13 protein-coding genes are annotated in these 11869 nt (G+C 41.4%); 10 read left to right on the top strand and 3 right to left on the bottom strand.

The annotated features are described in order from the left end of the window. Positions 1-43: 43 nt before the first annotated feature. Positions 44-637 (bottom strand): non-canonical purine NTP diphosphatase, encoded by a 594-nt coding sequence (locus tag PHU20_RS02580; RefSeq protein WP_274823777.1) that lies wholly within the window; start codon positions 635-637, stop codon positions 44-46. Between PHU20_RS02580 and PHU20_RS02575 the strand changes: the two genes are divergently transcribed. From PHU20_RS02575 to serA, 4 genes are all read left to right on the top strand, one after another. Continuing rightward, positions 636-1250: a methyltransferase family protein gene (locus PHU20_RS02575; RefSeq protein ID WP_338040868.1), complete on the top strand. Its 615-nt coding sequence runs from the start codon at positions 636-638 to the stop codon at positions 1248-1250. The two genes, PHU20_RS02580 and PHU20_RS02575, sit on opposite strands and share 2 nt — an antisense overlap. 88 nt (positions 1251-1338) lie before the next feature. Beyond that, entirely contained in the window at positions 1339-1950 is a 612-nt protein-coding gene (locus tag PHU20_RS02570; RefSeq protein WP_274823776.1) for a SatD family protein, read from the top strand. Beyond that, positions 1950-2651: a DUF3307 domain-containing protein gene (locus PHU20_RS02565; protein WP_274823775.1), complete on the top strand. Its 702-nt coding sequence runs from the start codon at positions 1950-1952 to the stop codon at positions 2649-2651. The genes PHU20_RS02570 and PHU20_RS02565 overlap by 1 nt, the downstream gene beginning before the upstream one ends. Positions 2652-3043: 392 nt before the next feature. Then, positions 3044-4939, top strand: coding sequence for a phosphoglycerate dehydrogenase (gene serA, locus PHU20_RS02560; RefSeq protein ID WP_274823774.1), 1896 nt, complete (start codon positions 3044-3046; stop codon positions 4937-4939). Positions 4940-4993: 54 nt separating this feature from the next. On the opposite strand, the gene rlmH is transcribed toward serA, so the two are convergent. Then, positions 4994-5467 carry a 23S rRNA (pseudouridine(1915)-N(3))-methyltransferase RlmH gene (gene rlmH / locus PHU20_RS02555; RefSeq protein WP_274823773.1) on the bottom strand — a complete coding sequence of 158 codons (474 nt, stop codon included), beginning with the start codon at positions 5465-5467 and terminating at the stop codon, positions 4994-4996. 82 nt (positions 5468-5549) lie between these two features. On the opposite strand from rlmH, the gene nadC reads away from it, so the two are divergent. Genes nadC through priA form a run of 4 tightly spaced genes read left to right on the top strand, consistent with a single transcriptional unit; the run spans position 5550 to position 10281 of the window. Beyond that, positions 5550-6407 (top strand): carboxylating nicotinate-nucleotide diphosphorylase, encoded by an 858-nt coding sequence (gene nadC, locus PHU20_RS02550; protein ID WP_274823772.1) that lies wholly within the window; start codon positions 5550-5552, stop codon positions 6405-6407. Continuing rightward, complete coding sequence (locus PHU20_RS02545; protein ID WP_274823771.1) at positions 6408-7388, top strand: YihY/virulence factor BrkB family protein; 981 nt, start codon at positions 6408-6410, stop codon at positions 7386-7388. Next, positions 7372-7812 (top strand): DUF2147 domain-containing protein, encoded by a 441-nt coding sequence (locus PHU20_RS02540; RefSeq protein ID WP_274823770.1) that lies wholly within the window; start codon positions 7372-7374, stop codon positions 7810-7812. Before PHU20_RS02545 ends, PHU20_RS02540 begins: the two co-directional genes overlap by 17 nt. A gap of 12 nt (positions 7813-7824) precedes the next feature. Further along, the gene (gene priA, locus PHU20_RS02535; RefSeq protein WP_274823769.1) at positions 7825-10281 is read left to right on the top strand and encodes a replication restart helicase PriA; all 2457 of its coding nucleotides are present in this window, start codon (positions 7825-7827) and stop codon (positions 10279-10281) included. 18 nt (positions 10282-10299) lie between these two features. Here priA and PHU20_RS02530 read toward each other — a convergent pair whose 3' ends face one another. Further along, positions 10300-10992: a LytR/AlgR family response regulator transcription factor gene (locus PHU20_RS02530; RefSeq protein WP_274823768.1), complete on the bottom strand. Its 693-nt coding sequence runs from the start codon at positions 10990-10992 to the stop codon at positions 10300-10302. A gap of 232 nt (positions 10993-11224) precedes the next feature. On the opposite strand from PHU20_RS02530, the gene rpsF reads away from it, so the two are divergent. Both rpsF and rpsR read left to right on the top strand, forming a co-directional pair. After that, a complete protein-coding gene (gene rpsF, locus PHU20_RS02525) occupies positions 11225-11563 on the top strand; it encodes a 30S ribosomal protein S6 (RefSeq protein WP_274823767.1) in 339 nt (112 codons plus the stop codon). Positions 11564-11568: 5 nt separating this feature from the next. Continuing rightward, on the top strand, positions 11569-11865 hold the full coding sequence (rpsR, locus tag PHU20_RS02520; protein ID WP_013307341.1) for a 30S ribosomal protein S18: 297 nt from the start codon (positions 11569-11571) through the stop codon (positions 11863-11865). The last annotated feature ends 4 nt before the right edge of the window (positions 11866-11869 follow it).

Genomic DNA, 11869 nt, shown 5'->3' with positions numbered 1-11869 from the left:
ATTGATGGCGATCCAGTGCATGAAACGAATAACGCTTGTAGCGTTAGTTCCCAAGGTCGTTCCCATAATTTTTCAAGTATGTTAACAGCTGATGAATGGCCCTACCACGATGGCTGATTTTGTTTTTAACCTCCAAAGGTAATTCTGCGAAGGTTTCCACATAGGCATCAGGTTTAAAGATGGGGTCATATCCAAAACCTTTTTTTCCTTTCTTTTCGGTCGTGATCTCCCCCTCGACAATACCCTTGAAAATGTGTTGTTGGTTATTGAGGTTGAGGGCGATAACGGTTTCGAATCGAGCGGTCCTGTCTTTTTTTGATGCTAATTCGGACAGTAGCTTGTTCATGTTGTCCTCTGAATTTCTTTGTTCCCCTGCATAGCGGGCGGAATAAACCCCGGGGGCCCCGTCCAAGGCATTGACCAATAAGCCCGTATCATCGGCAAAACATGGATAGCCAAACTTATGGGTGACAAAATCAGCCTTTAGAATGGCATTCTCTTCAAGTGTTTCGCCGGTTTCCGGTATTTCTTGGTTGCATCCGATATCGGATAAGGATAATAGTGATATGGTCGGAGGAAGTAAAGCTTGTACCTCTTTGACTTTATTTTGATTGTGTGTGGCAAAAACCAATTTCATGATAGTACGGTTTGTTTTTTCGAATTTGGATGTACTCCAAAGTAGGTTTTATTTTCAGGAATCCATCTTTATCGACATGGGTTTATGGAAAGGAAAAAATCCCGATATGGGATCAGCTCGCCCAAAAATAGTAATTTTATTATCCATTATATTATCCCATATGAAGTTAAAACTACCTCCGGTCCTTGTTTTCATGGTATTTTCATTACTAATGTATGTGTTGTCCGTATTTCTGCCTTTTGGCGATTTTGAGTTTTTCGGAAAGGGGTTTTTAATCTGGGTTTTGGTGGGGTCAGGTATACTGGTGGGCATAGTTACCGTAGTGCAGTTTTTGATTTTAAAAACAACCATAGACCCTAGAACACCTTCAAAGACGACCAAATTGGTGACCAACGGCATCTATGGGTTTTCTAGAAACCCGATGTATTTGGCACTTTTAATGCTTTTGTTGGCTTGGGGACTTTGGCTGGGGAATGCCTTCAATACCTTATTGGTGGCGGGTTTTGTGGGATATATGAACAAGTTTCAGATCATACCGGAAGAAGAGGCTCTGACCCGTATTTTCGGAAAGGAGTTTCGCCAGTATTGTACCCAAGTAAGGCGGTGGTTTTAATGTTTATTTATTATTTAATTGGCTTATATTGAACAATATTAATATTTTAGCTTATATTTAATTGATATTAGCATTTTAGATCATAACTATGATAGCAATAATTACGGGGGACATTATCAATTCCAAAGGATATGATCCAACGGAATGGATGACCAAGCTCAAGACCTGTTTATCCCAATGGGGAGATACGCCAAAAACATGGGAAATATACCGAGGGGATGAGATTCAACTACGGTTGCCGGTGGCAGTGGCCTTATTTGCCGCAATACGGATCAAGGCCATGATGAAAACAATCAAAGGACTCGATATTCGCATGGGTATGGGAGTGGGTAGCGAATCGTTTGTGGGTGCCGGTGTCAGTGAATCAAACGGTACGGCATACCAACGATCGGGAATTACCTTGGAGGCATTAAAAGTGGAAAAGGTGAACTTAATGATCACCACGGCCGATAGCACATATAACAGAACCCTGAACCTTATGTTGAAATTGGCTTCCGATTTTATGGATGATTGGAGTACGGTTTCGGCGGAAATGGTGTATCTGGCACTGGGCAACCCCGACGCATCACAGCAGAACTTGGCCGAACAATTGCATATAAAACAATCCGCGGTAAGCCAAAGGGCGAAAAGGGCGCGATTGGATTTGGTACAGGAATTGTTGGCCTATTATACAACCACTATTAATACCATTCAGGAATAATGCTGTTCACGAAACTTTTATTGGCCCATTTAATAGGTGATTTTTTAGTACAGCCCCAACGTTGGGTGATTCATAAGGAATCGAATAGGATAACATCAAGATACCTCTATCTGCACATACTGCTTCATGCCGTACTCATGTTATTGTTAGTGTGGGATTTAAGCTATTGGAGGATCATTGTGGTCATCACCGTATCGCATTATATGGTGGATTTGGCCAAGTTATATGCAAATCCGTTATTCAAAAACAAGGCCGTTCCTTTTTTTATCGATCAGGTATTGCATGTTATCGTATTGTATGTTTGTGTATATCACGAAAACCTGTACGGGCATACTATGGGGTTATTGCAACTGGTGGATTGGCCTTTGGTAACGGCTGTAATTTTCGTGGGTTATCCTGCTGCGATCATCATGGGGATGCTGTTGGAAGGAATGTCGCGTAAAATAGAAATAGATCATAAATCCTTGCCCAATGCAGGGAAGTATATCGGTATTATCGAAAGGCTCTTCGTGCTGGTCTTCATAATATTGGGGCGATGGGAGGCAATCGGTCTATTGATTACCGCAAAATCCGTTTTTAGGTTCAATGACCTCAAGGAAAGAAACAATCGAAAGCTCACAGAATACATATTGATCGGTACCTTACTGAGTTTTGGCTTGGCGATTATTACGGGTATTGTCTATATCGCTTTTAAACCATAACGGCCTATTTTTCCGGAAGCAGGAAAAACGGATGGAATTTTCCCCTAATTTGTCATTGTTCCCGTAAGGGTACACATTTTTTCGATTTACATTCCACGGAATTGCGGCATGGCAGGGCAGATACTTAAATGGTTGTAATAAAGGCTATCATAAAGATGGATCCACTTCCTGGAAATTGATAAGCGGATTTGGAAAAGTGTCCTCATTTTGAAAATGGTAAGGTTTTTTTTATCAAAATAACGGCATTTGGTTATAGGGATAACTTTTAATAAGATTCCTTCAAATTCCTATAAAGGCTACAGAATAAATTTTTAATTTTATCGCTTGATTTAAGAAGGGGTAGAACACCCCAATTATTAGGCGCTCTAAGAGAGGCATGCAATAAACTAAATATGATAACCGAAGTGGCACGTAAATACGTTTTTGATTTTGATAGTACCTTGACTAGGGTTGAGGCCTTGGATGTTTTGGCAGAGATGACCCTTAAGGGTAAATCGAACCGCGAGGAGATAATCGGTGAAATCCAAAGAATAACCAATTTGGGTATTGATGGGGATATCTCATTTACCGAATCCCTGGAGCAACGTATTAAACTCTTGGAGGCCCATAAAGACGATCTGGATGGTTTGGTAAGGGAGTTGCGGAAAAAGATTTCGAAGTCCATCGAATCGAACAAGGAATTTTTTGAAAAATTCTCAGATGATATTTATGTCATTTCCTGTGGGTTCAAAGAATTCATCGATCCTATCGTAAAAGAATACAATATTCCTTCGGAAAGGGTTTTTGCCAATACTTTTGAATTCGATGAAGAAGGAAAGATCATAGGGTTTGACGAGGAAAATGTCCTAGCCACCCATAATGGGAAAATAGAATGCCTTAAAAACCTCGATTTGGAAGGTGAAGTACAGGTGATCGGGGACGGTTATAGTGATTATGTCATGCGTGAGGCGGGCATTGCCGATAAGTTTTTCGCATATACTGAAAATGTACATAGACAAAAAGCGGCTGAAAAAGCGGATCATGTGGCCCCGAATTTGGACGAATTCCTTTTTGTCAACGATTTGCCCCGTAATATCTCTTATCCAAAAAATAGGATTAAGATCCTTCTTTTGGAAAATGTACACTCGGCAGCGTTCCATAATCTTTCGGAAGATGGTTTTTCGGTTGAATTGGTAAAGACCAGTTTGTCCGAGGAAGAACTTATAGAACGCATTAAAGGGGTTCATGTTTTAGGCATACGCTCAAAGACACAAGTGACCCAGAAAGTCTTGGATGCAGCCAATAAGTTGTTGGTTGTTGGGGCTTTTTGTATCGGAACCACACAAATCGATTTGGATTATTGTAAACGTAAAGGGGTTGTCGTATTCAACGCACCTTATAGCAATACCCGTTCGGTGGTCGAATTGGCCATTGGGGAGATTATCATGCTAATGCGGTATGTTTTCCCAAGAAGTACGGAAATACATGGCGGACAGTGGAACAAGACCGCCGAAAATTCAAAGGAAGTCCGGGGCAAGAACCTTGGTATCGTCGGTTATGGTAATATTGGAAAGCAATTATCGGTATTGGCAGAGGCCATAGGTATGCGCGTTTACTATTATGATGTCGACGACAAACTCGCCATTGGGAATGCGGTAAAATGTGATACGCTGGAAAATTTGTTGAACATTTCGGATGTGGTTTCCCTGCATATTGATGACAACAAGGCTAATAAGAACTTTATTGGCGAGCGGGAGCTGAACCAAATGAAAGATGGGGCGATGTTGGTCAACCTATCAAGGGGGTTTGTGGTTGATATAGAAGCCTTGTCCAAAGCTTTGGAAAGTGGAAAACTTGGTGGGGCGGCCATAGACGTGTATCCCCATGAACCAAGGGCTAATGGGGAATTCAGTACCCAGCTTCAAGGCCTGCCCAATGTAATACTTACCCCTCATGTTGGGGGAAGTACCGAGGAAGCACAACGCAATATTGCCGATTTTGTGCCCAACAAGATCATGGAGTATATCAATTCCGGTAATACGGTAGATGCGGTGAACTTCCCGAATATCAGGTTGCCCAAGCAGACCAATGCACATCGCTTCTTGCACATACACAAAAACGTACCCGGTATCATGGCCAAGATCAATAAGGTGCTGGCCGAGTACGAATTGAACATTAATGGGCAGTATCTGTCAACGGATTCCGAATTGGGTTATGTGATCACTGATTTAGACAAGGAATACAATAAGGAAGTTATAAAAGCTTTACGTAAAATAGAGAATACGATCAAATTCAGGGTGCTTTATTAAAAGCGAACGATTTCGATTTCGTCGGTTATCAAGTTCGTTGGTTGAAACAAGGGTTTATCTATGATGGTAGGGCTCATTCCTTAATATGGTAAAGGCCCTATAGAGTTGTTCAACAACAAAAAGACGTACCATCTGGTGGGAAAAAGTCATTTTGGATAGACTTATTTTTCCTTGTGATTTCGCATATACCGCATCGCTAAAGCCGTAAGGGCCACCGATGGCCAAAACCAATTGTTTCATTCCTGAATTCATTTTTTTCTGTAGGTAGTTCGAGAATCCCACGGAATCGTATTGTTTGCCATTTTCATCCAGAAGAACAAGAACATCCGTAGCGATCAGTTTTTTCAGGATCAGTTCGCCTTCTTTTTCTTTTTGTTGGACTTCGGAAAGGTTTTTTACATTTTTGATGTCGGGAATAATATCCAACTCAAATTTGATATAATGGCCAAGCCTATTTTCATAATCCGCAATGAGCTGCTTTAATGGTGCGCTGTCTGTTTTGCCAATGGCAATAAGTTTTATGGTCATGCCTCAAATTTAAAACTTTCAAGTTATAGGATTTCCATATTGGATATTGTTTTTAGTAAATTAGCACAAACCATTTTTTTCAATGATTTCACAAGCACAATTTCAACACGAGGTAGATTTGATAATTTCCAATGCCATACGGGAAGATGTGGGTGATGGGGACCATAGTTCTTTGGCATGTATTCCCGCTTCCGCAATGGGTAAGGCAAAACTCCTGGTGAAGGACGAGGGGATTATTGCCGGAATTGAATTTGCGAAGCAGGTATTTGCCTATATTGACGATGAAATGGAAGTGGAAACCCTTATTGGGGATGGGAGCAAGGTATCCCATGGGGATATTGCTTTTTATGTTACCGGGAGGTCACAAAGTATCCTAAAGGCCGAGCGTTTGGTTTTGAATGCCATGCAGCGTATGAGTGCCATTGCAACCAAAACCAATACCTATGTAGAATTGTTAAAGGGTACCGGTACGAAAATCCTGGATACCAGAAAAACGACCCCAGGGATAAGGGCGCTTGAAAAATGGGCGGTAAAAATAGGAGGGGGTGAGAACCATAGATTCGCCCTTTACGATATGATCATGCTAAAGGACAATCATATCGATTTTGCAGGAGGGGTTACCAAAGCGATCCAAAAAACACAAGAGTACCTAAAGGAAACCCAGAGGGACTTGAAAATTATCGTGGAGGCAAGAAATTTGGAGGAGATAACGGAAATCCTAAAAACCAAAGGAGTCCATCGCATCTTGATCGATAATTTCAATTATCCCGATACCCGAAAGGCCGTGGCCATGATCGGCAATCAATGTCAAACGGAATCTTCCGGAGGGATCAATGAGCAAACCATCAGGGAATATGCCGAATGTGGGGTGGATTATATCTCCTCGGGGGCTTTGACACATTCTGTACATAATATGGACCTAAGCCTTAAAGCGGTGTAAATGTCGGCAGAGATAGAGGATAAACTTAATAACATACCTATAATCAATTGGTTCGTAGTGCTTTTGAAAAAGGTGAAACTACCGGCCTTTGAAGGACTTTCCCTCTATGATCTGATCGAAATGTATGTTCTGGGCATTTTGGAAGGTGCTTTGTCCTCCAGGGCGAGTTCCATTGCCTTTAGTCTCTTTATGGCGCTCTTTCCACTTTTGATATTCCTAGTGACCCTAGTGCCCTTTATCATTCCATATGTGAGTGTGGGAAATGAAAATTTTGATGCCCAATTCCTATTGTTCCTAGAGTCCTTTCTGCCATCGGCGACCAGTGAGTATTTTGGGGAAATATACCAACAGATAAAAGACCAAAGGAGTGGGGGGGTCCTGTCCTCGGCATTTTTTATATCCATATTTTTAATGGCAAATGGCGTAAATGCGATTTTTGGGGGATTCGAAAATTCATATCATGTGAAATTGACACGAACTTTCATTCGGCAATATGCCTATGCGCTCATGGTAGGTCTGATACTTTCCATACTCTTGATCCTAGGGGCGGCCATTTATGTTTATTTTGAATTCTATATTTTGGATTACCTCAGTGAGTGGGCGGCAAAGACAAGAGGTTACGACCTCAGTGAAAATGACATTGTTGGCGCCCAAATCGGTAAAATCCTCTTTTTTATGATATTGTCGTACTTCACCACGGCGATTTTGTACTATTTTGGCACTGCGGAGGGGAAACACGCGAAATTCTTTTCTATCGGGGCGTTAATGACGACCATACTCTTCGTGTTGACTTCCTATCTCTTTGGGGTTTATGTTGAAAAGTTTGCACGTTATAACGAATTGTACGGGGCATTGGGGGGATTATTGATCCTTATGGTGTTCATTTGGTTAAATTCCAATATATTGTTGCTCGGGTTCGAACTTAACGCATCCCTAAACTCATTGCGTAAAAATATCAATATAGATGATAAAAAGAAGTAGGCTGTTGCTATTGGGAATATTGGTCATGTTCACCATTACCGTAAAATCACAAAGTATTTTCGGGAAGTGGAAGACCATTGATGACCGTACGGGAAAGCCTAAGGCGATTATTGATATTTATAAGAAAGACGGACTCATGTATGGGCACGTGGTCGAAATTTTGGAAGAGGGGAAGGAAGACGCCGTGTGTTCCAAATGTGATGGGGAGCTCAAAGACCAGCCTATTTTGGGCATGATGATCATAGAGGCCGCCAAAAAACAGCATACTGGGGAGTGGAAAGGGAAAAAGCTATTCGACCCACAACAGGCCATGACGTTTCGATGCAAAATTTGGCTGAATCCCGACAATGAGGATGAACTTAAGGTCAGGGGGTATTTGGCGTTTATTTATAGAACGCAAACATGGTTGCGTGTCGAAAGTTAAAAGGCGGGGTTTATGCAACATTTTATCAATGTAATATTGCCGATACCGCTGGAAAAACTATTTACCTACCGTATTTCCGAAATTGAGTCCAATCATTTAGAACCTGGCATGCGTGTGGCGGTCCCATTCGGGAAGTCAAAAATATACACCGCCTTGGTTTATGAAATCCACACTACGGCTCCGGAGGTTTATGAAGCCAAGGAAATACATAGGATATTGGATGATGCCCCAGTGGTAAATACTTTGCAATTGCAACATTGGCGATGGATCGCCGATTATTATATGTGTACGCTTGGAGAGGTGTTCCGAAGTGCCTTGCCCAGTGCTTTTTTATTGGAGAGTGAAACCTTGATCTTAAAGAACGAGCAGGGGGAAATTGATGGGGATAAACTAGAGGACGATGAATTTTTGGTTTATGAAGCGCTGCAGCATCAATCCATGTTACGGGTAGATGAGGTGGGTGCCATCGTTGATCGGAAGAACGTACTTCCCATTTTGAATAGGCTGATAGAAAAACAGGTCATCCTTCTCAAAGACGAGATCTACGAGCAGTATAAACCGAAATTGGTACGCTTTGTAAAATTAGGGGAGGCATACCGGTCCGAAGCGAAGTTGGAGGAATTGTTGGAGTCCTTGACCAGGGCCCCGAAACAGAGCCAGGTCGTTTTGTCACTTTTCCAGTTGGAGGCACGGGATAGGAAGCCTGTAAAAATCACCGACTTGGAGCAGTACAGTGGGGGGTCGAAAGCGGTGATCAAAGCTTTGGTCGATAAGGGTATTCTAGAAGAATATCGCATTCAAATCGACAGGGTGACTTATGATGGCCTCGGGGGTAATTTTGATTTAAAAACCTTGAATGCGTATCAAGAAAAGGCGTTGGCGGATATTCAAAAAAGTTTTACGGCCAATAAAGTGTCCCTGTTGCACGGGGTCACCTCTTCCGGAAAGACCGAGGTTTATGTGAAGCTTATCGAAGAATGTATAAACTCGGGCAAACAGGCGCTGTACTTATTGCCGGAAATAGCCCTGACCACACAATTGATCTCAAGGTTGCAGGATTATTTTGGGGAAAAGATCGCAGTATACCATTCCAAATACAGTATACATGAAAGAGTAGAGGTTTGGAACAATGTTTTGGCTAAAAAGCCGAAGGCCCAAATTGTCATTGGTGCCCGTTCCTCCCTGTTCTTGCCGTATTCAGACCTAGGATTGATCATCATAGACGAAGAGCATGAAGGTTCTTTTAAGCAGTTTGATCCGGCACCAAGGTACCATGCCAGGGATGCGGCCATTGTCTTGGCTAAATTACACAGGGCGAATACCGTTTTGGGTTCCGCAACCCCTAGCATTGAAAGTTATTATAATGCCCAAAACGGAAAATATGGGTATGCGGGTATCGATCGTCGCTTCGGGAATGTGTTAATGCCCGAAATGGAACTGGTTGATTTAAAAGAGCAAACTCGAAAGCGAAAAATGAAAGGCCATTTTTCAGAACGACTATTGGAAGAAATAGCCGAAACCTTGGAAAATGGAGAACAAGCGATCCTTTTTCAAAACCGTAGGGGTTTTGCCCCTATTGTGGAGTGTACCACGTGTGGGCACTCGCCCCAATGTCCCAACTGCGATGTAAGTTTGACGTATCATCAACATAGAAAACAATTACGGTGTCATTACTGTGGTCACCATCTTGCTTTGCCCGAGAAATGTGAAGCCTGTGGGAGTCCTACTTTGGATACCAAAGGTTTTGGTACCGAGCAAGTTGAGCAAGAACTTAAAAACCTCTTTCCCAAGGCCAAGGTGGGGAGAATGGATTTGGATACCACTAGGGGAAAATATGGGTATGAGAAAATCATAACCGCATTTGAGCAGCAAGAGTTGGATGTGCTTGTGGGCACCCAAATGTTGACCAAAGGATTGGATTTCAGGAATGTGAACTTGGTAGGCATCATGAATGCGGATTCCTTGTTGAACTTTCCTGATTATAGGGCCCATGAGCGTAGTTTCCAATTGTTGACCCAGGTGGCCGGTAGGGCAGGGCGGACCAAAAAACGCGGTAAGGTCATCATTCAAAGCTATAATCCGTACCACCAAATATTGAAGCAGGTCTCAACCAATGATTATGTGGGAATGTACCAAGAACAGCTTTACGAACGGGAACAATTTTTATATCCACCTAAGAACAGGATAATCAAAATTACGTTTAAGCATAAAAATTACAATACTTTGAACGATGCGGCCGAATGGTTTGCGAAAGCTTTACGCAATGTTTTTGTGACAGGGATATTGGGTCCGGAGTACCCTCCTGTGGCGCGGATACGCAATCAGTACATAAAGAATGTGATCATAAAAATCCCGTTAAGGCAGTCATTGCCACAAATGAAAAACAGCATTAAAAGAATCGAAAATTCCTTTAATGCCGTTTCGCAGTTCAGAAGTGTGCGTGTAATCTACAATGTAGACCACATTTAGGAATTACAGCGCACAAGCTTAGACGTTACTAAGTGCTTCGGCCAATTCGGCCTTTTTGTTTCTACTTAAGGGTATGGATCTTCCGCTTACTTCAACATTTTTACTATTGAATTTCTCAACCTTTTCAAGGTTCACAATGTAGGATTTGTGAATTCTAAGAAATTTATCTTCAGGCAGTTGCTTTTCGAAAGATTTCATTGTTGATAAAATCACGATATTGGCTTCATCGGTGACCAATTTAATGTAATCACCTAAGGCTTCTATCCATTTAATATCATTAAGGATAACTTTTCTTTTCTTCAGGTTGCTTTTTACGAAAATATGCTCTTCATCTTCGAGCACCCTGTTCAATTGTTCGTATTTCGCTAACGCCCTTTTAACAGAGGCATCGAAACGGGCCATTGTAATGGGTTTGTGCAAATAATCGGTTACGTCGTAGTCAAATGCTTTAAGGGCATAATCCGGTTTTCCGGTAATCAGGATTACTTGTGGACTGTTTTCAAGGGATTCGAGTAGGTCGAATCCATTGATAATCGGCATCTCGACATCAAGGAAGATCAAATCGATTTCATGGTTCTTAATACCGTTCTTCGCCTCGATCGCATTGCTGTATTCAGCAACCATAGCGAGGTTAGGATGGTTGTTGACCAATTTTGCGACCGCCATCCGCTGCATTGATGAATCATCAACAATAATACTTCTTAATTTCATAAATGGGTTGATTTGTGGGGTTGAATCATCGACAAATTACTGAAATTACACGCTGAACTGCAATTAAAGTTGTAAACATTGTATTGAAAACTGTGTAATTTGCAATGATCATTCCATTAGATTTGGTTTAGTTCAATTTTTATGATTATCCTTTATATAACGAAGATTTTTTCGTTTTCTTGTGATAACTCCCAAATATTCTTATTTTTGCGCTCCTTAAAACAAAATATTTATGAACAATTACGAAACTGTTTTCATTTTAAATCCCGTTCTATCAGATGTTCAGATAGAGGAAACAGTTAAGAAATTCGAGGATTTCTTAATTAAGAATGGTGCCAAAATGGTATCAAAAGAAAATTGGGGGCTTAAGAAATTGGCCTATCCAATCCAAAACAAGAAAAGTGGTTTTTACCATTTATTCGAATTCACGGCTGCAGGTGAGGTGGTTGCACCTTATGAGCAGGAATTCAGAAGAGACGAGCGTGTAATGCGCTTCTTGACTGTAAAGTTGGACAAGCATGCCATTGAATGGGCTGAGAAAAGAAGAACAAGATTAAAATCTAAAGCGTAAGTACTATGGCATCTATAGAACAACAGGCAAAAGGAAAGAAAGATGGGGAAATCAGGTATTTGACCCCATTGAATATTGAAACCAACACAAAAAAGAAATATTGTCGTTTCAAAAAGTCAGGTATTAAATACATTGACTATAAAGATGCTGATTTCTTGATGAAATTGGTCAATGAACAAGGAAAACTTCTTCCAAGAAGATTGACCGGTACTTCATTGAAATATCAAAGAAAAGTGGCCCAGGCCGTAAAAAGAGCGCGTCATTTGGCACTTATGCCCTATGTTGGTGATTTATTAAAATAAAAGA

Origin of the sequence: Maribacter polysaccharolyticus, assembly GCF_028882255.1 — a bacterium.
GTDB classification, from domain to species: domain Bacteria; phylum Bacteroidota; class Bacteroidia; order Flavobacteriales; family Flavobacteriaceae; genus Maribacter_A; species Maribacter_A polysaccharolyticus.
This window is presented reverse-complemented; position numbering and strand designations above follow the sequence as displayed.

Coding starts and splice junctions, on each gene's coding strand:
- PHU20_RS02545 (WP_274823771.1), top strand. CDS start 6,408: ATGTCGGCAGAGATAGAGGATAAACTTAATAACATACCTATAATCAAT.
- serA (WP_274823774.1), top strand. CDS start 3,044: ATGATAACCGAAGTGGCACGTAAATACGTTTTTGATTTTGATAGTACC.
- rpsF (WP_274823767.1), top strand. CDS start 11,225: ATGAACAATTACGAAACTGTTTTCATTTTAAATCCCGTTCTATCAGAT.
- PHU20_RS02580 (WP_274823777.1), bottom strand. CDS start 637: ATGAAATTGGTTTTTGCCACACACAATCAAAATAAAGTCAAAGAGGTA.
- PHU20_RS02575 (WP_338040868.1), top strand. CDS start 636: ATGATAGTACGGTTTGTTTTTTCGAATTTGGATGTACTCCAAAGTAGG.
- PHU20_RS02570 (WP_274823776.1), top strand. CDS start 1,339: ATGATAGCAATAATTACGGGGGACATTATCAATTCCAAAGGATATGAT.
- nadC (WP_274823772.1), top strand. CDS start 5,550: ATGATTTCACAAGCACAATTTCAACACGAGGTAGATTTGATAATTTCC.
- PHU20_RS02530 (WP_274823768.1), bottom strand. CDS start 10,992: ATGAAATTAAGAAGTATTATTGTTGATGATTCATCAATGCAGCGGATG.
- rpsR (WP_013307341.1), top strand. CDS start 11,569: ATGGCATCTATAGAACAACAGGCAAAAGGAAAGAAAGATGGGGAAATC.
- PHU20_RS02540 (WP_274823770.1), top strand. CDS start 7,372: ATGATAAAAAGAAGTAGGCTGTTGCTATTGGGAATATTGGTCATGTTC.
- priA (WP_274823769.1), top strand. CDS start 7,825: ATGCAACATTTTATCAATGTAATATTGCCGATACCGCTGGAAAAACTA.
- rlmH (WP_274823773.1), bottom strand. CDS start 5,467: ATGACCATAAAACTTATTGCCATTGGCAAAACAGACAGCGCACCATTA.
- PHU20_RS02565 (WP_274823775.1), top strand. CDS start 1,950: ATGCTGTTCACGAAACTTTTATTGGCCCATTTAATAGGTGATTTTTTA.